Source organism: Nitrospiraceae bacterium, assembly GCA_020632595.1.
Taxonomy (GTDB): Bacteria; Nitrospirota; Nitrospiria; order Nitrospirales; family UBA8639; genus Nitrospira_E.
In genome coordinates, this window is sequence record JACKFF010000005.1 from 39584 (window position 1) to 61528 (window position 21945).

Here is a 21945-nt window from a genome sequence, read left to right on the forward strand (position 1 = left end):
CTGTAAGGTATCAGCATGAGCGGTGAACAACTCAATATCGGCTTTCAAGGACTCCGGGTGGGGGCTCTTGAAAGCCGGATGGCCACGGAAATGGAACGGCTGATTGTCCGGCACGGAGGCGTGCCCATTGTCGCCCCGTCCATGAGGGAACTCCCACTATCGAACAATTCTCAGGCGCTGGAATGTGGTGATGCCTTGATGGCCGGTCAGGTTGACCTGCTCATCCTGCTCACCGGTGTAGGATTGCGGACTCTGCTGGATGTTGTACAAACCCGGCATACTCGTGAGACGATCATTGCCGCCTTGCGCAACACGGTGCTCGTCGTGCGAGGTCCCAAGCCGGCCCTGGTACTAAAGGAGCTTGGACTTCAGCCGAACATTCTGGTCCCTGAACCCAATACATGGAAAGATACGCTCGTCGCTCTTGATGCATCCTATCCGGATGGGCTCCAGGGCTTACGGATCGCCGTACAGGAATATGGGGTCAGTAACCCCAAATTTCTAGAAGGCCTGAGGGAACGGGGAGCAAAAGTTCGACCGGTCCCGGTCTATCGGTGGACCTTACCTGAGGATCTGGCACCCCTGAAACATCTCCTTCAGGAAGTCATGGATGGTGTCATACCGGTTTTGTTAATCACCAATGCCATTCAAGTGGAACATCTCGTTAAGGTGTTGGAAAAGGACGAGAAGATTAACCTTTTTAGAAAAGCCCTTCATCGCATGATGGTCGCCTCTATAGGCCATCTGGCAAGCGAACGGTTACGCCACTATGGCTTCCCCGTCGACCTCGAACCTTCCCACCCCAAAATGGGGATCCTGGTCAAAGAGGCCTCCCAGGCCGCTCACACCATCCTGACCACGAAGAACCCCCCGCCCATGAGGGATAAACCCTCGCCCTGATCCTCGGCAAACAGATCAGACCCTCACTCTTATAACTGTTATAGGAATTCCCATTAACTTCCGAATGTTTCGAAGAGAAAAACACCATAATTCCAAGCAAATGTACCAGCTGGAATTTTTTGAATTTATGATATGCCGGGTTTCGGCCCGGTGGCCGAGGCCCTTTTGTTTCGGCAAAAGGACCCAAAACCAGTGACGCCCCGTCCGGTCTCATTAAGATGGGACGGACGCGAGCCTGAAGAGGGCGGGCTAACTCGTTGCGCTCAAACAAAGCCCGCCGGTCCATGAGAGCGTCCGACCCAAGAACCGGGCGGCAGGCCTCAGTAATAGGGAGGGGCCATAGTCACAGAAGACTAATTAATTGTCATCACTATCATTCATGAAGCCGGCTCAGGTGTGTTGAGCAGTTTGGGATCGAAATACGGCGATCTGGTCCCATAGGAAGACCCGCAGAATCCAGTTGTTATGAGAAAAAAATGAGGAACGGCATGGAAACCGATGTCAAGCGGTCAGTTCTTGATAAAGAGCCCATCCCTCAGGCCAGTCTCCAAGCTCACTCTCCGAGTTGATGTGCCCTGCTGGCCCAATATTCACAAAACGGCTACCCCACCCCGACGCACAAGCACGGGCAAACTCAAGACTCCCATACGGATCGTTGGAACTGGCCACCACGATGCTTGGAAATTCAAACGAACCTAGGGGCACCGGATAAAATCCAATGGCCTCGGAGGGGAAACCGGCATCATCCGGATTCGGTGGCGCCACCAGTAAAGCTCCTTTGATCTTGAAGCTGGTTCGCGCCGCCCAATGTGCAACGCAGAGACACCCCAAGCTATGCGCAACAAGCACGGGACTTTCACCGATTTTTGCCACGGCTTGCTCAAGAACATTCACCCACTCATGGCAAACAGGATTTTCCCAATCTCGTTGTTTTACACGAACAAATTCCCTGTTTGCGGACTCCCACAGGGTTTGCCAATGGTCTTGGTCAGAGTTGCCGATTCCCGGAATTATGAGAGTAGGGATATTCAAGACAGTAATTCTTTCCGGAATTTCTAATGGGAAGGAGGCAGCATCCTTGCCGAGTGGGAGGAATCAAAAGGGTTCTATCGCGAACCGGTAAACACTGAAAAAAGCTTTTCCATGTAGAAATTCTTTTTCCTCTTGAAAGAAAAAGGCCACATAGGTGTTGGGGCGGTCAAGCACATCAGCTCAATGAAGACGCTCCCGCCATTTTTCAGGATCGCGCGCAGTGTGAAACACGCTGTAGACCGTTACTCGGTCTTCGATACACTCATAAAAGATCGCATACGGAAAGCGTCGCACCAACCCACGACGATAGTTCTCGAAGACCGTGGCATATATATGTGGTGTACGGCAGATCGCTTCAATGCACGCATCGACGCAATTCAAAAATTCTTCCCCCAAACCGATCCGCCGACTCTCATACCAGGCGTGCGCTTCTGCGACGTCTTGCTCGGCCTCCGGGGCAACGATCAACTCAGCGGCCATAACGACTTCGGACTCTTCGTTTGACTTCTTCCCACGTGAGGCCGGAGGCAGGGTTTTTCATCAGGCGGGCCTTTCTCCTGGCCAGCTCTTCCTTTTGCCAGTCATGAACTGGTACAGCTTCGGGAGTGGCCGCAAGATCATCCCACAAATCTTCGACAAGCTGAAGTTTTTCTGACGGACTCAGATCAAAAATCGACGGATTGGTTGGGTTCACCTGAAAACCTCCTGCAATGGGGTTCAAGCATAACGAATCCTTTTTCAGCTTAACCGAGTCCGGAGCTGAGTGGCCGGCCATAGGCCCATCCGTTCCATGCGCGATTCCGTGGTTTTTTTAGTCAAGGCCGTCATTCCTCTGTAAATAGTTACTCAATAACCTGAACTCAACCTCAATGGGGAGGCTACCCACCCATAGCTCGAGTTGATCCAAACAAATTTTCCATTGTGCGTTGAATTGCCCTATCCACTGCTGATTTTAACTGAGACAGATACATCAATGACAACACTCACCAGATTAGCGCGGTAAAAGCTGCCACCACTCATCAACATTCCAGGCTGTGGGCAACAAGGACGGAACTCTCCCCGATTTCCGCTACGGCTTGTTCAAGCACATTCACCCACTCATCACAGACAGGCCTATTCCAGTCCCGTTGCTGCACACGAACAAATTCTGGGTTCGCAGCCTCCCAAAACGTTTGCCAATGGGCATGATCAGAATTACCAATTCCCGGAAGAATGAGAGTAGGAACATTCACGATAATTATTCTTTCTGCCCTTTCTTAAGCGAAGAAAGCAGCACCCTTGCCAAGAGAGAGGAATGCAAAAATTTTCTACTGTGCAGCTATGGGGCAGGGTCCCCTCAAGTAGAGAGACACCACTTCCCGCCCAGCCAAGCTTTCTCGACTGAAAATTGCCCATTTAACGGAGCACTTTTCGGACGATTGGTAGTCGGTGGCCTCATTCTATGCACCGACAGACAAAGGGTCGATGCCTACAATTGACCCCTCTTCCAAGGCCAAATTGAAGTAACGCCCAAGCCAAACATGTATTTCCCGCACCTGAGGCTTAAGGTTCGAACAGTACAAATGTCTATTAAGTTCGCGCCGAATCACCTTCATTTGATCCGTAGGAAGCGCGAGGTGCGGAGCAGTCTGGTTGAGGAAGTCAAGAAAACGCCAACCGTCAACCACGTCCTCCCGTAGGTAGGATGCTAAAGGCCAAAGGCTTGTCATATTGACCTGTGCGACTTCCCCATAAGCTTCAGTGGAGAAGATAATGCGTGGATATTTGGCGAATTTCTTCTCAAGATTGTAAGCCTCAATGAGTGCAGGCCCAAAGCACAGATCCTGTTCATGGCAAAGCTGCCCAAGGTAAACGCCTCCGCGTGCATACACACCGATTTCAGCAAGATTTCCAGAAAGAAACAACAGGGAGGTGACAAGTCCGGTGATAGCGCGATCGTTGAGAGCTGAAGAAAGGACCAAGCAGTCAGAGAAACTAGAGCCGCGTTCGGCTGCGGCGTATTCATTGGCCAACCGCTCTGCCTCGGCTTGCGAATCCAGGACATCTTCTTGCCTTAATCGGGCTTCGATGACGTCCACAGGACTATCCCTTTCCCAAACAGGGCGCGCTAAAATCACTTCGCGGAGGACCTGCCGTATCTTTCCCTGGAGGGCAGGGCGATCGAGACTTTTCCTAACGAGATCACCAAAACCCAGAATGTCTACGAAGGCGCACAGCCGTTGCTCGTAAATTCCCTGCATCTGTATCCTTAGCCGTTCAACATTTCGATTGAGTGATGTGAATTAGCCGACAGCCCAATGCTAGCGAATCGTCCTACTCGAATTGGTAGTTACATGAAGTATCCATCCTAAGAACTACCGCGCCCTCAATTCTAAAATTTTTCGATTCGCGACATCGAAGAAATGACCTCGTCTGATATCTCGGGGTTCTCCGATAAAGTCACTAGCCAAACTTACTCGGTACCTGACCCAATTAAACAAGGCCACTTGGGCTACGATTGAAACTCTATCTTGTGCCCAATTCGTAGTTATCAAATGGCCGAGTCGCCGCCTCCCACCAACCGATTCGTCTCCGAGAAGCGCAGCAGCTTGAACATCAATCATTTTATAGTTCGGGTTTTCACCTTTGCGTATGTAACGCCGCATTACGTCGAATGAAGGATGCTGAACAAACTCCGAACCTTGCCAAAATACGAGATAATTAAACGCGATTTTCGCGATTGCCCGAAATATGCTGTGATCGATCCTGCCTTCCAGTTCACACAGAGTTGAGTGCGAACGCTCGGGTGGCACAACTTCTCCACCGCCTCGAAACGAAATACCCTTCTCGCCAAGCTTATCCCTGAGTAGTGCCTCATCTATTGCCAGGCCGCGAATGGGTTCGGGATGCTGCGACTGAAAGCCATTTTCCCGTAATTCAGGTTCTGTGGGAATTTCATCCAATAAAAAGTACTCGTACTTGTTGGACGGGGACATCAAGAAGCCAACCTGAGGAAGTGGCCGAAGAACGATATTCGTTGCCTCCTGTGAGTACTCCCTATATGCGTAAGCCCCGGAGAAATCGCCCTCGAAGATCCTGAGAATTATTCGGCTATTGCGCCCAAAAGGGCGGAACTCCTCAGGATTTCTGACCCCATACTCATACCTGGAATGCCCCTCAAAGCTGTCTCGAGCTAATGCAAGTTCCAGCTGGTCACCGAAATATTGGTTGCACAAGTCACAGACTTTTCCCCGCAGGGTAAAATTGCGCCGGAATGCTCCAAAAGACTGCGGTACTACATGCTCTGCCCTCAGAAAGGAACCTTCGGGCTTGTACTCTTGACAGTAAACGCAGCGTAGCATGAGAAATCACCACTGACGATTCGTCTGTCTTAACAATTACTCTGCATATGATGCGGATGATTCGGTTTCTATCCCATGTAAGTTGTCATTGAATTGTGTAACAGCCATAATTTTCAAGATATCGGAGACTTACACAGTTGCTTTCTTTTATCAAGACATCTTACGCCGAACAGCCTGACGATCTCCTCGTTGGCCTTAGATGACACGGCTTTGCGAGATCCCTCGTTCCACTCAGGATGACAACCCTAAAAATGACCTATGCATTTCATGGTTCTTTCGACATTCAGCAGACAGTGTCTTACCAGTGGAACTCCAGCTTGTTACCACTATAGGCATTCCCAATAAATTCCAAAGCATTCTTGTAAGGATAGGCCAACCTCGTTGCCGACTGAACGATCAGGGTTGGCAGGAACCTCGTTCCGATCGTGAAAGGCAATGGAGAATACCCACATTCCTACGACTCGCGACCGCCTATTGTCTAACGCCTCCTGCCTGGCCTCTGGGGCGGATGCTCTTATTCACCGGAAGCCCTTGTCCGAGCCCTTCGACAGCGCCGGAAAAAGAGCAGTGGGCGATTCATTTCTATTGTCCTGATTTTGACACAACCTGAATGGTTTTCCGAAGCGTTTGGCCCCATTCCTTTAAGAAAGATCTTCAATCTTCCGAGGATTTTCAAGGAAGGGGTACAATGAATCTGACGACTCACAAATTGTCTTCGACCTATACGGCATCTCTCACCGCGACTGTGGCCCAGACGATGATGCAGTGGCACTCGACATTCCTCAAGCCCATTCTCCCTGCCGTCTTTTTTTTCGCCGGCGTGACCTATGACACCCTCACATTAACACGCATCGATCGATTGCTGGATAATCTGATAATCCTTCTCTACATCACACTCCTGGGCACTCTCATCATCCTCACCGGACGGTTTCAACTGGGACTGATTCCCTCAACACCGGACATACCCGGCTGGAATGTCCTGAGTCTGATGCATCGGGCCCGTCCGCATTTTGGCAAGGCCATGCAATTTTTATTAGGGGGACTGTTCAGTGCCTATGCCATCCTCTATTCCCAAAGTGCATCATGGTCCACATCCGCCATCTTTTTAGGAATCATTGTCGGGTTGCTGATCGCCAATGAATTTCTTTCCAAACGATATTCCAGTCTCAAAATGCTGGTGGGCCTTTTTACGATCGTCACCTTAAGCTTTATGACCTTTTTCCTTCCTGTCCTGACGGGATGGATGAATGCGGGAGTCTTTTTAACCGGTGCCCTCATCACCATAGCCGTCGTATGGGAAACCGTCCGCCTCACCCTCCGCGGCATTCCCAATCTTCCCATTAGAGCTTCCTTGAGCATTGGTTTTCCGGCTTTTGCCCTGGTGGGTCTGTGCACCACGTTATATTTTTTAAATTGGATTCCTCCCATTCCCCTCTCCCTCAAATCCGGAGGCATCTATCATCACATCGAAAAGCAACAGAATGAGTATCTGCTCACCTATGAAGATGGTCCCTGGTACGCTGTGTGGAAACGGTCCGATGACCGTGTCGGAACGGACACACCCGTCTATAGCTTTTCATCCGTGTTTGCTCCGATCACGTTGCATACCACCATCTATCACCACTGGGAATGGCGACCACTCACCAAGTCGGCTGAATTCATCACCACGGATCGCATTCCCATTTCCATCACCGGAGGAAGAGAACATGGCTATCGCATGTACACCATGAAACAACGGCTCCAGCCTGGTGAATGGCGGGTGAATGTGGAGACGGAAGACGGGCGACTCATCGGACGCATGGCGTTCTCAGCCGAAGCAAATTATTCGCCCTCCCATGAATTGACGACCATCACACAGTGAAGGATTTTCCCTCTTTCCTCGAGCATGTTCATCAGGTTTCGTTTCGTCACGCCGACATGATTTCTGACAAACGTTTTGCCCCGGGTTCATCACGACAAAAAAAATTTAAAAATTCCTGGAATTAATTGCTTAGACGTTGTAGTATAGATTCCATATCATCATGCACAACTATCGAAACACTTCTTGCTTACATCATTCCCTCTTCAATTTCGCTCCCGAACATCGCTTGGCATTGCAGAACGATAGCGCCGATAAATTTTTCGCGTGACGTCCTACACTAATAACGGGCTCAAGGGTTCCTATTCACAGACTCACTGCTATGGTAGGAGTGAGCTATCACTGCGGCTTCGACGTCGCATCTCATTTGAAAGGAGGTGAGTGTTTTGGCCACAAAGAAGAAAGCTCCAGCCAAGAAAAAGGCTCCAGCCAAGAAAAAAGCTCCAGCCAAGAAAAAGGCTCCAGCCAAGAAAAAGGCTCCAGCCAAGAAAAAAGCTGCCACGAAGAAACGGTAATTTTCCCAGTGTGCGGACATTACGCCGGATGGGGCATGCTCCATCCGGCGTTTTGGTAGGGTCAATCTGTTCTGCCGTCAATCAGAACAACGGTCATCTTAACGAGTCTTTTGTCGGTCTCCCTCATCTCCACTCTTTCCATCATTTCTCCATTTGACCTTTCTGCGGACCACCGCTCACCTCTCAATGGGCGAGCAGGCTTCAGCTCTTGACTCCACGAACTCCACCTGGAATGATCCTGATCTCCACAGGTATTGAGTGAACACCAGACAGATGTTCTGCTTTTTAGTTTCTTAGAAGGGAATGTGATATGTCGCTACACACCGGTAAATTAGTCGGATTGATGGCTCTGTATGTCTTCGTGGGTATCGGGACAGTGCTTTTTTCCAATGGCTCCGGCTTTGCCTCGGGCGAAGAGGTGAACCCACCCCACTCCCCAAAAAAATCTTCTGAATCTTCATCGCCCCCAACCCATCAATCCCCGCAAACGGACGCTGCAAAAATGTCGTTAGACAAGAAGGGTCAGGAAGAATTGGAGGCGTTACGGAAAAAGCCGGATGAATTTCGTACGTTGATGACCGGCGTGCAGATTTTTCTCGGACGCTTTGGGTATGGAGTCGGACCCTATACGGGAACGCTCGACCAAACGACCAAGCAGGCATTGAAAGCCTATCAGGAACATTCAGGGCTCTCCCAGACCGGGGATCTCGACTTTCCCACGCTGAAACGTCTCACCGAGGATGATCGCCTCTTGAACCGTGTTGTCCCATTCCTTCCCCCACAGACCTTTCAGGATCAGGAATGGGGACAATGGGTGGAAGTCCAGGGATCCTGGATGCTCAAAGAAGGCAATACCGACGATGTCCTGCAAACCTCGCGCATCACCTGCATGAAAGAATTTAAACGGTGTATCGATTCGACCGCTTCCCTGGTGAATGCGAATGTGCCCCAACTCAAAGTGCATACGCATGTCTATGATATCCAGGAATGGGATGACGCCAATATCGTGTCGGCACCCTATGACGGAGAAGCCTGTGCCGTAAGTATTTTACGAATCTCACGGAATCCTCCTCTTGTCACCCGTTTTCTTTCTTTGCAAAACAAACCGGGACCATGCGCCAAGGTGCAAGCCGAAGACCGACAATACGTTCTGGAAGATGGTCCAAAAATCTACCAGATTCTCCGGATGCAAAAGGCTGAGGCCATTCAACAAATTCTGCAAGTCACCAAGTAACCCGCTGGAATCCGGGATCAATTATGAGGCTCACGGGGATAGGACGCGGGACATCGGGGAATCTGGGGCCAGGTATATCCGATATCCCATGCCCTCGGGAGTCATCCTCATGAAGAAAATCCTGGCCGGATCCGAAGGAATGACCCGGTTAACCCTTGCCCCTAAACGCCCAGGAAAAGTACAGCCCGGCCACGGCAATCGTGAAGAGTTGAATGTTTTGGAGTATGGGGCTGCGTTGAGCCCCCTCCGTGGGGGGAGAGGTAATAAAGTGAAATCCTAAAAATTCCGGTGCCTGTTCCGGTGGCGTTTGCCAAGGAGGGAAGAGGACCGCCAGGATGAGAAGGCCCACCATAATGTAGAGAATACGAAGGTTGAGTGGTTCCTGTTTGGAATTCTCAACCGGCTTTCGATCCGCCCGACTCCCGCATTTTGGACAGAACCGTCCTTGGAGAGGGAGATCATACCCACAAGAAGGACACGGCTTGGTTTCACTCACACAGCACCTGATTTCTGTTAAGATGATGCATGTCTCATGATTGCTGGGCTTTGCTATCTTGCCCAATTTCCATCGATTCGTCCAGGCGGGACACGCAAAATAATTTGACTCATTTCCCACTGCATTTTTATAATTTCTCAATAGATCAGGATTTAATCCCAACATCGACCCTCATTCGTTCCCTAAGACCGGTGCACGTTTCTCCCCCGATATCTCGCTTGACTCCTTTGGCACATGCACCAACTCCACCATCATTCATGAATCACCTTTGTCAGGAGACACCGTGACACCCTCTTCCTTTCGCGTCCTCTCTGTGATTGGAGCCGGAGCCTGGGGAACGGCTTTAGCTCACCTCCTGGCCACCAAAGGATTCAGCATCCGCTTATGGGCACATGAACCAGAGGTCGCGGAGACCATCCAACGCACTAGAGAAAATTCCTGGTATCTCCCGGATGTGGTCTTACCCAATTCTATCCAGGCCACGATCAGTCTTCCGGATTGCGTGCAGGGCACAGATGTCATCCTGCTCGCGGCACCATCACATGCCATGGCCAATATGGTGAAGCAACTCAACCTGTTATTAAATGAACCCCTTCCCATCATCATCGCCACCAAAGGCATTGAGGAAGGCACATTGCAATTAATGAGTCAGGTGGTCGAAAGTCACCTCCCCGCCGTCTGGCATCCGTTCATCACCATTCTTTCCGGGCCCAGCTTCGCATCAGAAGTGAGCCGATGGAAACCCACGACCATTTTACTCGCCGGGCGGGATTTCAATCTGGTTAATGGTTTGCAACAAGCCTTCATCACTCCGCAGTTTCGCGTGTATGCCGGACGGGATATGATCGGGGCGCAACTGGGCGGGGCCTTAAAAAATGTCATGGCCATTGGCGCTGGTGTGGTGGATGGACTGGACCTCGGATCTAACGCGAGGGCGGCCTTAATCACCAGAGGGCTGGCCGAAATGATCCGGTTGGGCCGGGCCATGGGCGCTGATGTCGCCACATTTTATGGGCTTTCGGGGTTGGGAGATCTGGTGCTCACCTGCACCGGGACGTTGAGCCGGAATTACCAGGTCGGCATGCAGTTGGCCAAGGGCGCGAATATGACCACGTTACGCTCAACCACCAGAACCGTGGCTGAAGGCGTTCCCACCAGCCGGGCTGCCATGGCGCTGGCTGAACGTTATCAGGTGGATATGCCCATTGTGCGCGGCGTGTTTCAAATGTTGTTTGAAGGGCGCAATCCACGGCATATTGTGACAGATCTGATGTCCCGATTAGCCAAAGGCGAAACCGATGGCCTTTTTTCCACCAGCACCGCGACCTTTGGCCCCAGGGCTCATTCATGAACCATGACCGGTTAGCGGCCTTGCTGCAACGGGTTCAAGGCGGACACGTTTCTGTCCCCCAGGCCATTCGACAGCTCCGCACTCTCCCGTTTGAAGATCTCGGGTTTGCCTCAGTGGATCATCACCGGTCGCTTCGACAGGGTTTTCCTGAGGTGATCCTGTGCGAAGGAAAAACACCCGCACAAATTACGGCCATCGCTCGAAAATTGTTAAAGGCCGGCGGACCGTTCCTGGCGACACGGGTCTCGCCTGCTAATGCGCGCAGCCTCAAGCGATTGGCCCGCAAGGCGGTGCATCATGAAATGGCCAGAATGGTCTCGCTTTCCGATAACAAGCGAGACAAGCAGGGGTTGATTCTTGTTGTCACGGCCGGCACCTCCGACATCCCTGTGGCCGAAGAAGCCAAAGTCACCGCCGAAGTCATGGGCAGTCGGGTACAGACGCTCTATGATGTTGGCGTCGCAGGCTTACATCGGCTCTTGGATCGCCAGGAAATCCTTCACCAGGCACGAGTCGTCGTCGTCGTCGCAGGAATGGATGGGGTATTGCCCAGCGTGGTGGGAGGGTTGGTTGATCGCCCGATTGTCGCCGTGCCCACCAGCCAGGGCTACGGGGCAAATTTTGGCGGGCTCGCCCCTCTCTTGACGATGCTGAATGCCTGCTCATCCGGAATCGGCGTGGTGAATATCGATAACGGATTTGGAGCAGGCTGTCTCGCCCACCGCATCAACATTAACGGGAAAGCCGGAGTTCTTCCCCAGACGTAGGTAACTCAGACATCGGCTTATTTTTTAATGGTTCCGCTGTTAGCGACTCTCCCATTTCAGGGATTGTCCTCTCGTCTTTCTCTTCCGGTTCAACGCTTTGAACGTCGGCCTCGGAACCACCGGCCTCCTCCGGCTGAAGCACACCTGCAGCATCCATGGGGGCCTCTTCTTCTGAAACTATCGGATCGTCCGAAGACTGCAAGCCTTCCTCCGAAACAGGGCTATTCTCTTCGGAACTCTCTCCCTCACGGAGAATCTCAAGTTCTTCGGGAATATCCGGTTCCGGAGGAAGGGGTGGCAACACTTCACCCACATACGCCAACGCTTCGAGTGTCCCGTGAACCCGACGTGACACGATTTTCGTCCGGGGGCCATTTCCCTGATCCTCCATTAACTTGGCCTGGAGTTCATAAAAATACGAGCCATCAGCAACGAGTTGATGGTATTGATCCTTCCCATCCCAGACCAGCTCCACTGGAATGGTAAGATTCTTCCCTTTCGTCTCCAGTTCGTCCACCAACAGACGATGTGCGACAAAACTCATGGAGCGCCGGGTCGGTGAGGTGATCATGGCAGAAACTTCCAGGACATTGGCTCCACGTAAGGATGACGGCAATTCCACGAGCAGAGTCAACTTCAACCCACTTTTCCCAAGGATAAACGGATCAGGAGAAACCACCACATCAGAAATTTTCACGGGGGAAGTGGCCGGTCCTTTATTTGGTTTTGCAACAACCTGTTGGGAAAAGGCTAAACCAACAATGAGACTTACCCAAAAAATTTGGAGCGTTTTCAGAAAAAGTATACATAAACGAGGCATCTGGTTCCCTATGTGTAAAAACGTGAATTCCATCGGTCAGGTAATGTTCAATGAATCCCGAAGGATTCCCGAATGAAGCAACCCCCGGACAACCAGGTCATTCGGAGTATAACGAAGAATCTCTCAAAACTGCGTGACCTCCAAGCAGGTCATAAAAACCTTACCTATTCGGTGCTGAGCACTTCCTCTTATTGTGCCAAACATTTTCCCTTCAGACCAATCAAATCACCAAACTGTTGAATTATTTTTTCTTTAGACTTTAGCCTGGCTGAGCCGCTGATGACTCCGGAAGGATGAGGGAAGACTCAGGACAGGCTCCACCAGTTTGCGCTGCCGCCGGATTCGGCAAGCCTGAAGATTCCTGGCCCGAGACCCCACATGATTCAGGATAAGACAGTGTTCTACCACTATTTGATGGTGCCCTTTACAGGTTTCATGAGGATTCACTAAGAAGATCTTGAGCCGCACTCATAATCATTTTTTCGAATAAAGGTTGATCATCGGGTCTTTCATCCCATTCACTAAGCGCATAAATAAAGGGATCTAATAGCTGAATATTTTCTTCGTATGGTCTCAAACTAAGATCCCAGATTTTTCTCGCCCCTTCATATTTAGAAATTTCGCATCGTACAATCTGTTCAGCAACATTGCGGCTTAGATAAAGAACTGCATCACGTGATTCAGGAATTTCCACATCTAACTCATGAAAGGCTTTTTTCAATAGATTGACCTCATCGGTATCAGAGGCCCTATTTAAGCCTGCCAAAATCCTAAGAGAAGGTGAATCATATCCCTCTTCAAGAGCCTTTGTAGCCAAGTCTGGCAAATCTGTGGAAATTAAAAGCCCTAAAGCCAACTTAGCCGCCATAATTTCCAATACACCACTTTTCATTTTAGGAAGCCCTTTAAATGAGAAATAATCTCTTTTCTAGTTTTTTGTCCGCCACAAGTTTTTTTGTTTGACCTCGTTTATGCCTCTTAAGCCTTTGGCGTGGCCGAGCAGTGCAGCCGAGTCTGGAAAGACGGGGGCGCACTGTCTGAGCCCTTCAGTAAGACTCAGGACAGGCTCCGCGAGTTTGCGCCGCCGCCGGAATTGGCGAACCGCGCAAGGAACCCGAAGGGCAACGACAGGGCCAACATGGTTTTGGGTCCTTTTGCCGTAACAAAAGGACCTCGTGCGCCGGGGCGACACCCGGATTATTTCAAGAAAATTTTCCCCCTTCTCAATGACCAACTCAGCGTCGCATTCAGGATTTTGATATGATACGGTTTCGCCTTTGGACTTTTTCAAATTTTCAGGTGTAATTTCATGGCCAGACATCTTCATATCGATGCATTTTCAGGAGTCAGCGGCGACATGTTTTTGGGTGCCCTCGTGGATACCGGTGTACCCTTGAGTATATTGAAAAAAGGCCTCAAAGCCCTGGGCATCAAAGGCTATCGACTTCGCGAACAGCAAGTGATCCGCAACAGCATCCGGGCTACCAAAGTGGATGTGGATATTCACAAAGGGTTCACCAAGCCTTTGTCCCTCTCCGCGATTCGAAAGACATTAGGAAATAGCTGTCTGCCCGAAACCATTCGAACGCAAGCCCTTCACACCTTCCAGCTTCTGGCTGAAGCCGAAGGCAGGGTTCACGGCCAAGAACCGCATAAAGTACATTTTCATGAGGTGGGCGTGATTGATTCGCTGGTAGATATTGTCGGGACCCTGCTGGGTTTTGCACATCTAAACATCACAACGGTGTCCTTTTCACCTATCAATCTGGGAGCCGGCACTATTTCCACAGCGCATGGGCTGCTTCCGGTGCCGGGACCGGCAGTGGCGCACATGGCCCAGGGCATTCCCATTCTCTCTAATGGACCGGCTATTGAATTCACGACCCCTACCGGGATCGCCTTGGTTAAAACGCTCTCCCAAGATTGTAAACCGCTCCCCCCATTAACGCCACAAACAGTGGGATATGGCGCAGGCACGGCCGATCCTCATGGCTGGCCTAATGTGCTGCGTGTATTTGTTGGTATTCAAGAGCCTGACTCTTTGGATCACACCGAACGTGTTTTCCAACTTGAGACGAACATTGATGATATGAATCCGCAATTATATGAGGTGGTCATGGAGCGCCTGTTCGAGGCCGGAGCTCTAGATGTCACCTTGACGCCGACCATCATGAAACGGAGTCGGCCCGGCACGATTGTGACAGTGATCGCTCTCTCACAAGACCTTCAGGCCTTGCAGTCGCTACTATTTTCCGAAACCTCGACGCTGGGAATACGGATTCAGGAAATGGACCGAGCCATTCTGCCTCGCTCCTTCCAAACAATTAAACTGTTGGGGGGCTCTGTCCGCATGAAGATTGCCGGTCTTGGAAAGGGCCGTTTGAAGGTCACTCCCGAGTATCAGGATTGTGTGACGTTGGCCGAGCGCACCAAGCAGCCTGTTCAAACGATCATTGACCTTGCCCGCCGGACCTATGTCAGCTCGAAAGCCCCATCCACGCGCAAAACTTCTCCTGACAAATTGGCAGAGCGAAAGTAATCCAATCATGGCCTCCACGCAATCAACCAAACCGCTTCTGGCGATTACCATGGGCGATCCTGCCGGGATCGGACCGGAAATTATTGTGAAGGCTCTCCAGTTGCCGAAAATCTGGCGAGTCTGTCGGCCCCTGGTCATTGGTAGCCGGACCATCCTGGAATACACCGCGCAATCCTTGGGGACCTCACTGGTTCTTGTGCCGGTGAGCGGGCACGAATCAACCTCCAACTCTCGAATGTTCCGCCGGGGCTCTCTCCCCGTCTTGGATCCCTTTTCCGGATCAATCCGTCCGGTCAGGCTTGGGCGTGTCACGTCACGCTCGGGGGATATCGCAGTCACGTGCATTCAAACAGCCGTCCGGTTAGCCCAGGCCGGTTGCGTGCAGGGCATCGTGACGGCACCAATTAATAAACATGCGATGCATTTAGCAGGGCACACGTACCCTGGCCATACCGAAATGTTAGCGGATCTGACAAAAGCAAAAGAGTCGGGGATGATGATAGTCGGGGGTCCCTTGAAAATATTATTTGCGACCACCCACCTGGCTCTCCGTGATGTCCCGAAGGTGTTGACCTCCACCACAATTCTCCGGGCCATTCGATTGGCTCATCAGGGACTCACACGCTTGTTCCACATTCAGAAACCGCGCATCGGCGTGGCAGGGCTCAACCCCCATGCCAGCGAGAATGGCCTGTTTGGCGACGAGGAAGGCCGTATTATTCAACCCGCCATTCGGCAAGCCAAAAAACAGGGCATTGCCTGCACGGGTCCTCATCCTGCCGATACCTTGTTCGGCAAGGCGGTACGAGGATCATTTGATGGCATTGTCGCCTTGTATCACGACCAGGGATTGATTCCGCTCAAAACGGTGGCCTTCGGCCATTGCGTGAACATCACGGTGGGTCTGCCGATCATTCGCACCTCGGTTGACCACGGCACGGCCTATGACATTGCTGGGCAAGGCAAGGCTGATCCCACAAGCCTTGTTGAAGCCATGGAAATGGCTGCCAGGTTGGCCACACATTCCCCATGATCGGCAAGCCGTGAAGATGGGAGCGCAGAAACCGGCATCCGCCGCCAAACCACCGGCATCGTCGACTGGTCGCTCCTGGAGTGCGAGAAAAATCGCTGGCGCTGCCTTGCAGACAATTGAACGCACCCGGGCTTTCAGCGATGACGTGTTCGATCACATCACGAAAGACCTCGTGATCACCCCCCGCGATCGGCACCTGGCATTTGAGTTGGTCTATGGAGTGTTACGGCATTACCTCACCCTGGATTGGCGATTGGATCAGGTCTCCCGCAAACCCATGATCCGCCTGCCGCTGACGGTTGCCACGACGCTACGGGTGGCTGCCTATCAATTGCTCTATCTCGATCGTATTCCGGCTTCCGCCGCAGTGAATGAAGCCGTTCAGCTGATCCGGAAACAGCCCGGACACAATTGGTCCGGTTTCGTGAATGCCGTATTGCGCAATCTACTCCGGCAACCTGTTCCGCCCATGCCCGATCCGGCAGTCGATGCCACCCAGGCCCTTTCCATTCGATATGCGTGTCCGCCCTGGTTAGTTGAGCGCTGGCGACAATCCTTCGGACTCCCACAAGCGGAACACCTTTGCCAACAATCTATTGGCATTCCTCCGTTAACGATTCGAACGAATACTCTTCAGTGTTCCCGTTCCCAATTGCTTGCCCGGCTCCGATCGGAAGAAATACTTGCCCGGGAAACCACTGTGAGCCCCGTCGGTTTAATTTTGAACAAATGTGGTAGTCCCGGAGAACTGTCCGCCTTGAAAGACGGCTGGTGTTACGTGGAGGACGAAGCCGCCCAACTCATCCCCTTGCTCATTGACCCTCAGCCCGGCGACCGTGTTCTTGATGCCTGTGCGGCTCCCGGAGGAAAAACCGCACACCTGGCTCAATTGATGAAAAACCAAGGATCCATTGTGGCACTTGATCGTCATCAGGGACGGTTAGACCGGCTCGTTTCAAATTGTGCCAGGCTGGGAATTTCCATTGTTCAGCCTGTTCACCATGATCTGACTGCATCATCCGGACACGACAGGACAAACCATGTCTCAACGACCCGTCTCACGGTTCCTGCCGTGCTAACCCAACCGTTTGACCGCATTCTGCTTGATGCCCCCTGTTCTGCTCTGGGTATTCTTCGCCGGCACCCCGAAGGAAAATTAATAAAATCTCTATCGGCCATTCAACATGCCAAGGCTCTTCAACGTGAGATTCTGGATCGGGTCTCCAACCTCTTGAGACCAGGGGGAATCTTGGTCTATAGTGCCTGCTCAGTCGAACCGGAGGAGACCACAGAGATTATCTCCGGATTTTGTCAGGAACATCCTGAATTTTATCAGGAATCCGTCACACCTTGGGTGCCCGCTGCCGGGCAATCACTCATTACTGCCCTGGGGCATTTGTGTACGGCCTTTCAGACGTTGAACATGGATGGCTTTTTTGCGTGCCGGTTGAAAAAATCTGAATAACAATGCCAGTCACACCTTTAATCTCCCCTTCAATCCTTTCTGCTGACTTTGCCCGGCTCGCGGAAGCCGTCCAGATGGTGGAAGCAGCCGGTGCGGATTGGATCCATGTGGATGTGATGGATGGCCATTTTGTTCCTAATTTGACGGTTGGTCCGCCCATGGTTGAAGCGCTTCGCAAGGTAACCTCCTTGCCATTAGATGTTCATCTGATGATGACCAACCCGGATGATTTTATCCCTGAATTCGTGGATGCCGGAGCGGACCTGTTAACCGTGCATGTTGAAGCCTGCCCACATTTACACCGTACGGTGCAGTCTATTAAGGAACGACAAGTCAAAGCCGGAGTGTCCTTGAATCCGGCGACGTCCGTTACTAGCGTTGAGGAAATTCTTGGTGACGTGGATCTAATCCTGGTGATGTCTGTGAATCCCGGCTTTGGAGGCCAACAATTTATCTCATCCTGCCTGGATAAGATCCGGCGGGTCCGGACCATGATCAATAATTCGCGCAGTTCGGCACATTTGGAAGTGGATGGGGGAGTCAACCTGACCAACGTGGCTTCGGTGATTCAGGCCGGTGCGAATGTTCTGGTTGCCGGTTCCGCCATTTTTGGCAGCAAGAATATTCCTGAAACCATTCGGCGGATGCGAACCGCGGCTCAGACCGTGATCGTCTAATCGGGCCCATGAATTCTCCGAATAATACGGACAGCCTTCATCCTCTCGAAATTCAGGTCCTCCGTGAACTGGGGAAATACCCTCAGCCACTTTCAGACCTTCAACTTGCCAATCATACTGAGCTGGCCCCCTCACAAGTCAGCATGGCGGTCGGATGGTTGCTTACGAAACAACTGGTGAGCCTGTCGTCAGAAACCACAACGACGTATGTCTCCCTCACCACGATCGGTGCCCAATACCACCAGCCGGACTCTTCTCCACTTGAGTGGATTCTTCAGACAGTGAAAAGTGCCACTCATGAAGGTTCAGCACCAACCGTGAAGGATCTTCAAGGCACGGGGAAATTCCAACCCTCCGAACTAAGCCGGGCGATCGGAATTCTCAAGAAAGAAGGCGTCCTTCAGATGGGTGCAGGGGGAGTGCTGGAGATAACCAGCAAGGACAGTGTCACCGCAAGGGACCTGCGAAGTCTGCTTAATCAGGTTCAGGAAGGTGCACAACCCCTGGATTCGTTTGCATCCGATCAGCAGGCATTGCTTCGCCAATACGCCGTCAAACGGGGTAATACGCAGGAACCCTTTCGCATCGATGATCATACCGAACGGACCTACGTCCTGACAGATGAGGGCCGGAATCTTCTGCCTCATTTACGGGAAGGGGCCGCCCAAGAAATTTCTCAATTAACCCCGGAACTCTTAAAAGACGGATCCTGGCGTCACGTATCCTTTCGTAAATACTCCATCAACCTTCGCCCCCCTCGCCTGGCAGTCGGCAGGCGGCATTCCTATCGGGAATTTCTGGATACCGTGAAGTACAAGCTCACGAGCATGGGGTTTCAGGAAATGCGTGGCGAACTCATTGAGACGGAATTTTGGGATATGGACGCCCTTTTCATGCCTCAATTCCATCCTGCTCGTGCCATCCATGATGTATATTTTGTCAAAAATCCCAAGATGGCTAAGAAAATTCAGGAGCCATTTCTCAGCCAGGTAAGCCAAGTCCACCGTGATGGGGGAACGAGCGGATCGAAAGGGTGGAAATACGAGTATGACCCTGAGCGGGCGAAGCGCTTAGTCCTCCGTAGCCAGGGCACGGCTGTTTCCGCTCGGACCTTGGCACAGAATCCCCCGGTTCCCGGCAAATTTTTTTCCATTGCCCGGTGTTTCCGTTATGACAATGTCGATGCCACGCATGCCACGGACTTTTTTCAGGTGGAGGGGATAGTGCTTGGCTCCGATATCAACTTTCGAACACTTTTGGGACTCCTGCAATTGTTCGCCACGGAAATGGCACAAGCCAAAGAGATTCGATTTTTTCCGGCTTATTTCCCGTTCACCGAACCCTCGGTGGAATTGCATGTCCGTCATCCCAAGCTTGGATGGATGGAATTGGGTGGCGCCGGTCTTTTCCGATCTGAAGTCACCATCCCGTTAGGAGTGACGGTTCCGGTTATTGCATGGGGACTCGGGCTGGATCGAATGGCCATGATCGCCCTTGGGATACAGGATATTCGCGATTTATTCACTTCCGATCTAGAAGCGGTTCGCAATATGCGCCGTCATTTTTAGCTACGCCCATGCCAACCATTTCCATTTTCCAAAAAGATTTCTGTCGACTTGTTGGTCGTGATGCCTCTCTGTCAGACATTGAACAATGGATGCCCTATGTGAAAGGGGAGGTCAAAGACGTCTCACAGGAGACTGGTGAAATGCGCGTGGAACTTCAAGATACCAATCGGCCTGATTTATGGTGTGTGGAGGGGATTGCCCGACAAATTCGATCGGTGCTGAATAAAGGGATGCCCCCTTACGCCTTTTTTTCGGAGAAGAGGGGCGCCAAACGCCGGATTCAAGTGGCCCAGGGCATGGAAACCGTTCGACCATATGTCGCGGGTTGCGTCTCGATGGGATATGCCATGACGCCTGATGGCCTCGACCAGTGTATTCAAACTCAGGAAAAATTAGCCGACGCTTTTGGGCGAAAACGTGAGACCGTATCGATCGGCCTCTATCGTGCCTCCGCCATTGCCTTTCCGGTCACCTATGGCCTCGTGAAACCGGATGAGATTCGATTTACGCCATTGGGCTTTGATGAAAAAATGACCCCCCAGGAAATCCTCACCGTTCATCCCAAAGGCCTGGAATATGGATCCATTCTCGCTGGATGCGACCGGTTGCCGCTTCTTTGGGATTCAGATGGACAGGTATTGTCCTTTCCTCCCATCATCAATAGTCGTGAACTTGGTGAAGTGCGGTTAGGGGACACGGACTTACTTGTGGAAGTCACCGGAACCGACTTAAGTATGGTTGTCTTGGCCTTGAATATTTTTGCCTGCAATTTAGCCGATCGTGGGGCCACCATCGAATCATTGGACATTAACTATCCCTACAAAACTGAATTCGGCACGACCATTAAAACCCCACTGAGCATGAATCAATCCCAACGGATTTCCATGGAAGCCATTGAACAGGCCTTGGGAATGCCACTCGGTTCGGAAGCGATTCAGGAAGCCCTTGCCTCTTATGGATACCAGGTGAAAGCGACCAGGCAGTCCGTATCCGTCACCTTACCCGCTTTTCGAAACGATTTCATGCATGTGATGGATGTCGCGGAAGATGTGGCCATTACCAGAGGCTATGAATCGTTTTCTCCCATCATGCCACAGACCTTCACGGTTGGAAGTCTCTCGATGGAAGAACAAACCAGCGATCGTATGCGTGATCTTCTGGTCGGATTTGGATTTCAGGAAATATTTTCCAATATCATGGCTTCCCATCAGGAGTTGGTGGAAAGGATGCGGATTACTGATACCGAATATGCGCAACTGGTAGAAGTGGACAACGTCATGTCCCAAACCTATGCCTGCCTGAGACCTTCCATTTTACCGTGCCTGCTTCGGGTGGAAGCCCTATCACCTCGCGCGTTTTATCCTCATCTACTTTTTGAGGTGGGAGAAACGGCTCAACTGGATTTGGAGGCCAATGTGGGTTCTCGCACGACCCTGTCCGTTGCCGCCATTAGCGCCAATTCGGGAGCAAATTTTTCAGAAATTCATAGTTACCTGGATTTATTGATGTATTACATGGCGTGGCCCTACGAACTGGAGCCAGTCACTCATCCCTCATTTTTAGAGGGACGAGTCGGCCGTATCCGCTGTAATGGGCATGCAGTAGGATATATCGGAGAGTTTCACCCGGAAGTACTCGAATCCTGGCAAATCGATATGCCAACCTCCGGGTTTGAATTCGAGATCAGAAAGCCGGAAGCTTAGGCGGCGACGGGTTGTCCGTCTCCCTTGGTGAGGGTCACAAGGTGAGCAAAGCCTTGAGGATCGTGAATCGCCATTTCTGAAAGCATTTTTCGATTTAATAACACATTGGCTTTCTTCAGCGCATTCATGAACTGACTATAGGTGACTCCTTGCGCGCGAACAGCCGCGTTGATTCGGGTAACCCAGAGCTGCCGGAAATTACGTTTTCTCTGTTTCCGTCCAGTGTAGGCATACGCTTGCCCCTTATCCACTGATTCGGTAGCAGTCCGGAAAAGTTTACTTTTTCCTCCATATTGGCCGCTCGCCAGTTTGAGCCGCTTTTTCCGGCGCTGTCGAGTTTGTGGCCCACCTTTTACCCTTGGCATGACACGTTCTCCTTAATTTTTGAAATGTTACTACTTATAGGGGAGTAATCGAGACAGTGAAGTTTGGTCTTCCTTTCTGACCTCTGCTGAACCGCTTAGTCTGGATTTGACTCCAGGTGCCTTGGAAGTGAGGATATGACGCATTCCGGCCTTTCGCCGCATCCACTTGCCAGAGCCGGATCGTTTAAATCGCTTACTGGCTCCTGAGTGATTTTTTAATTTCATTTTTGCCATTTCTTATTTTCCTTTTTCAACGACCGGCAAACTGCCGGCTTTTCCTC

23 protein-coding genes are annotated in these 21945 nt (G+C 51.4%); 12 read left to right on the forward strand and 11 right to left on the reverse strand.

Annotated elements, in window-relative coordinates; all coding sequences use genetic code 11:
- The first annotated feature begins 15 nt into the window (after nucleotides 1–15).
- Nucleotides 16–900: a uroporphyrinogen-III synthase gene (locus H6750_10910; protein MCB9774819.1), complete on the forward strand. Its 885-nt coding sequence runs from the start codon at nucleotides 16–18 to the stop codon at nucleotides 898–900.
- A gap of 501 nt (nucleotides 901–1401) precedes the next feature.
- On the opposite strand, the gene H6750_10915 is transcribed toward H6750_10910, so the two are convergent.
- The 6 genes from H6750_10915 to H6750_10940 form a co-directional block, all read right to left on the reverse strand.
- The gene (locus H6750_10915; GenBank protein ID MCB9774820.1) at nucleotides 1402–1926 is read right to left on the reverse strand and encodes an alpha/beta hydrolase; all 525 of its coding nucleotides are present in this window, start codon (nucleotides 1924–1926) and stop codon (nucleotides 1402–1404) included.
- A 186-nt stretch (nucleotides 1927–2112) separates the two neighbouring features.
- Nucleotides 2113–2412 (reverse strand): type II toxin-antitoxin system RelE/ParE family toxin, encoded by a 300-nt coding sequence (locus tag H6750_10920; protein ID MCB9774821.1) that lies wholly within the window; start codon nucleotides 2410–2412, stop codon nucleotides 2113–2115.
- On the reverse strand, nucleotides 2402–2707 hold the full coding sequence (locus tag H6750_10925; protein MCB9774822.1) for an addiction module protein: 306 nt from the start codon (nucleotides 2705–2707) through the stop codon (nucleotides 2402–2404). The genes H6750_10920 and H6750_10925 overlap by 11 nt, the downstream gene beginning before the upstream one ends.
- 244 nt (nucleotides 2708–2951) lie before the next feature.
- Nucleotides 2952–3164 carry an alpha/beta hydrolase gene (locus H6750_10930; protein MCB9774823.1) on the reverse strand — a complete coding sequence of 71 codons (213 nt, stop codon included), beginning with the start codon at nucleotides 3162–3164 and terminating at the stop codon, nucleotides 2952–2954.
- Between the two features lie 207 nt (nucleotides 3165–3371).
- Complete coding sequence (locus tag H6750_10935) at nucleotides 3372–4172, reverse strand: hypothetical protein (GenBank protein MCB9774824.1); 801 nt, start codon at nucleotides 4170–4172, stop codon at nucleotides 3372–3374.
- Nucleotides 4173–4286: 114 nt separating this feature from the next.
- Nucleotides 4287–5273, reverse strand: a complete 987-nt coding sequence (locus tag H6750_10940) for a hypothetical protein (protein MCB9774825.1) — start codon at nucleotides 5271–5273, stop codon at nucleotides 4287–4289.
- Nucleotides 5274–5961: 688 nt separating this feature from the next.
- On the opposite strand from H6750_10940, the gene H6750_10945 reads away from it, so the two are divergent.
- From H6750_10945 to H6750_10955, 3 genes are all read left to right on the forward strand, one after another.
- Nucleotides 5962–7134, forward strand: coding sequence for a DUF2914 domain-containing protein (locus tag H6750_10945; GenBank protein ID MCB9774826.1), 1173 nt, complete (start codon nucleotides 5962–5964; stop codon nucleotides 7132–7134).
- A gap of 319 nt (nucleotides 7135–7453) precedes the next feature.
- Nucleotides 7454–7705 carry a hypothetical protein gene (locus tag H6750_10950; GenBank protein ID MCB9774827.1) on the forward strand — a complete coding sequence of 84 codons (252 nt, stop codon included), beginning with the start codon at nucleotides 7454–7456 and terminating at the stop codon, nucleotides 7703–7705.
- Between the two features lie 251 nt (nucleotides 7706–7956).
- Nucleotides 7957–8880 (forward strand): peptidoglycan-binding protein, encoded by a 924-nt coding sequence (locus H6750_10955; protein MCB9774828.1) that lies wholly within the window; start codon nucleotides 7957–7959, stop codon nucleotides 8878–8880.
- A 148-nt stretch (nucleotides 8881–9028) separates the two neighbouring features.
- On the opposite strand, the gene H6750_10960 is transcribed toward H6750_10955, so the two are convergent.
- Entirely contained in the window at nucleotides 9029–9376 is a 348-nt protein-coding gene (locus H6750_10960) for a zinc ribbon domain-containing protein (GenBank protein ID MCB9774829.1), read from the reverse strand.
- Between the two features lie 283 nt (nucleotides 9377–9659).
- Between H6750_10960 and H6750_10965 the strand changes: the two genes are divergently transcribed.
- The gene (locus H6750_10965; protein ID MCB9774830.1) at nucleotides 9660–10727 is read left to right on the forward strand and encodes an NAD(P)-dependent glycerol-3-phosphate dehydrogenase; all 1068 of its coding nucleotides are present in this window, start codon (nucleotides 9660–9662) and stop codon (nucleotides 10725–10727) included.
- Nucleotides 10724–11494, forward strand: coding sequence for a nickel pincer cofactor biosynthesis protein LarB (gene larB / locus H6750_10970; protein MCB9774831.1), 771 nt, complete (start codon nucleotides 10724–10726; stop codon nucleotides 11492–11494). Before H6750_10965 ends, larB begins: the two co-directional genes overlap by 4 nt.
- On the opposite strand, the gene H6750_10975 is transcribed toward larB, so the two are convergent.
- Together H6750_10975 and H6750_10980 are read right to left on the reverse strand one after the other, a co-directional pair.
- On the reverse strand, nucleotides 11460–12191 hold the full coding sequence (locus H6750_10975) for a hypothetical protein (protein ID MCB9774832.1): 732 nt from the start codon (nucleotides 12189–12191) through the stop codon (nucleotides 11460–11462). The genes larB and H6750_10975 overlap by 35 nt on opposite strands.
- A 556-nt stretch (nucleotides 12192–12747) precedes the next feature.
- On the reverse strand, nucleotides 12748–13206 hold the full coding sequence (locus H6750_10980) for a hypothetical protein (protein ID MCB9774833.1): 459 nt from the start codon (nucleotides 13204–13206) through the stop codon (nucleotides 12748–12750).
- Nucleotides 13207–13623: 417 nt separating this feature from the next.
- Here H6750_10980 and larC point away from each other — a divergent pair, with 417 nt between their 5' ends.
- Genes larC through pheT form a run of 6 tightly spaced genes read left to right on the forward strand, consistent with a single transcriptional unit; the run spans nucleotide 13624 to nucleotide 21299 of the window.
- Nucleotides 13624–14853 carry a nickel pincer cofactor biosynthesis protein LarC gene (gene larC / locus H6750_10985; GenBank protein ID MCB9774834.1) on the forward strand — a complete coding sequence of 410 codons (1230 nt, stop codon included), beginning with the start codon at nucleotides 13624–13626 and terminating at the stop codon, nucleotides 14851–14853.
- Nucleotides 14854–14860: 7 nt separating this feature from the next.
- The gene (gene pdxA / locus H6750_10990; protein MCB9774835.1) at nucleotides 14861–15886 is read left to right on the forward strand and encodes a 4-hydroxythreonine-4-phosphate dehydrogenase PdxA; all 1026 of its coding nucleotides are present in this window, start codon (nucleotides 14861–14863) and stop codon (nucleotides 15884–15886) included.
- Nucleotides 15798–17351 carry a 16S rRNA (cytosine(967)-C(5))-methyltransferase RsmB gene (gene rsmB / locus H6750_10995; protein MCB9774836.1) on the forward strand — a complete coding sequence of 518 codons (1554 nt, stop codon included), beginning with the start codon at nucleotides 15798–15800 and terminating at the stop codon, nucleotides 17349–17351. The genes pdxA and rsmB overlap by 89 nt, the downstream gene beginning before the upstream one ends.
- A 2-nt stretch (nucleotides 17352–17353) precedes the next feature.
- A complete protein-coding gene (locus H6750_11000; protein ID MCB9774837.1) occupies nucleotides 17354–18028 on the forward strand; it encodes a ribulose-phosphate 3-epimerase in 675 nt (224 codons plus the stop codon).
- 8 nt (nucleotides 18029–18036) lie between these two features.
- The gene (locus H6750_11005) at nucleotides 18037–19596 is read left to right on the forward strand and encodes a phenylalanine--tRNA ligase subunit alpha (protein ID MCB9774838.1); all 1560 of its coding nucleotides are present in this window, start codon (nucleotides 18037–18039) and stop codon (nucleotides 19594–19596) included.
- An 8-nt stretch (nucleotides 19597–19604) separates the two neighbouring features.
- Nucleotides 19605–21299: a phenylalanine--tRNA ligase subunit beta gene (gene pheT, locus H6750_11010; protein MCB9774839.1), complete on the forward strand. Its 1695-nt coding sequence runs from the start codon at nucleotides 19605–19607 to the stop codon at nucleotides 21297–21299.
- Here the strand turns inward: pheT and rplT are convergent.
- On the reverse strand, nucleotides 21296–21664 hold the full coding sequence (gene rplT, locus H6750_11015) for a 50S ribosomal protein L20 (GenBank protein ID MCB9774840.1): 369 nt from the start codon (nucleotides 21662–21664) through the stop codon (nucleotides 21296–21298). The two genes, pheT and rplT, sit on opposite strands and share 4 nt — an antisense overlap.
- Before the next feature lie 30 nt (nucleotides 21665–21694).
- Nucleotides 21695–21889, reverse strand: coding sequence for a 50S ribosomal protein L35 (gene rpmI, locus H6750_11020; protein MCB9774841.1), 195 nt, complete (start codon nucleotides 21887–21889; stop codon nucleotides 21695–21697).
- Between the last annotated feature and the right edge of the window lie 56 nt (nucleotides 21890–21945).

What these genes read in the sequence shown, in the direction of transcription:
- H6750_10945 (MCB9774826.1), top strand. Translation starts at nt 5,962, where the DNA reads ATGAATCTGACGACTCACAAATTGTCTTCGACCTATACGGCATCTCTC.
- H6750_10910 (MCB9774819.1), top strand. Translation starts at nt 16, where the DNA reads ATGAGCGGTGAACAACTCAATATCGGCTTTCAAGGACTCCGGGTGGGG.
- H6750_10955 (MCB9774828.1), top strand. Translation starts at nt 7,957, where the DNA reads ATGTCGCTACACACCGGTAAATTAGTCGGATTGATGGCTCTGTATGTC.
- H6750_10950 (MCB9774827.1), top strand. Translation starts at nt 7,454, where the DNA reads ATGGTAGGAGTGAGCTATCACTGCGGCTTCGACGTCGCATCTCATTTG.
- H6750_10920 (MCB9774821.1), bottom strand. Translation starts at nt 2,412, where the DNA reads ATGGCCGCTGAGTTGATCGTTGCCCCGGAGGCCGAGCAAGACGTCGCA.
- rplT (MCB9774840.1), bottom strand. Translation starts at nt 21,664, where the DNA reads ATGCCAAGGGTAAAAGGTGGGCCACAAACTCGACAGCGCCGGAAAAAG.
- larB (MCB9774831.1), top strand. Translation starts at nt 10,724, where the DNA reads ATGAACCATGACCGGTTAGCGGCCTTGCTGCAACGGGTTCAAGGCGGA.
- rsmB (MCB9774836.1), top strand. Translation starts at nt 15,798, where the DNA reads ATGACATTGCTGGGCAAGGCAAGGCTGATCCCACAAGCCTTGTTGAAG.
- H6750_11000 (MCB9774837.1), top strand. Translation starts at nt 17,354, where the DNA reads ATGCCAGTCACACCTTTAATCTCCCCTTCAATCCTTTCTGCTGACTTT.
- H6750_10925 (MCB9774822.1), bottom strand. Translation starts at nt 2,707, where the DNA reads ATGGCCGGCCACTCAGCTCCGGACTCGGTTAAGCTGAAAAAGGATTCG.
- rpmI (MCB9774841.1), bottom strand. Translation starts at nt 21,889, where the DNA reads ATGAAATTAAAAAATCACTCAGGAGCCAGTAAGCGATTTAAACGATCC.
- H6750_10940 (MCB9774825.1), bottom strand. Translation starts at nt 5,273, where the DNA reads ATGCTACGCTGCGTTTACTGTCAAGAGTACAAGCCCGAAGGTTCCTTT.
- larC (MCB9774834.1), top strand. Translation starts at nt 13,624, where the DNA reads ATGGCCAGACATCTTCATATCGATGCATTTTCAGGAGTCAGCGGCGAC.
- pdxA (MCB9774835.1), top strand. Translation starts at nt 14,861, where the DNA reads ATGGCCTCCACGCAATCAACCAAACCGCTTCTGGCGATTACCATGGGC.
- H6750_11005 (MCB9774838.1), top strand. Translation starts at nt 18,037, where the DNA reads ATGAATTCTCCGAATAATACGGACAGCCTTCATCCTCTCGAAATTCAG.
- H6750_10980 (MCB9774833.1), bottom strand. Translation starts at nt 13,206, where the DNA reads ATGAAAAGTGGTGTATTGGAAATTATGGCGGCTAAGTTGGCTTTAGGG.
- H6750_10935 (MCB9774824.1), bottom strand. Translation starts at nt 4,172, where the DNA reads ATGCAGGGAATTTACGAGCAACGGCTGTGCGCCTTCGTAGACATTCTG.
- pheT (MCB9774839.1), top strand. Translation starts at nt 19,605, where the DNA reads ATGCCAACCATTTCCATTTTCCAAAAAGATTTCTGTCGACTTGTTGGT.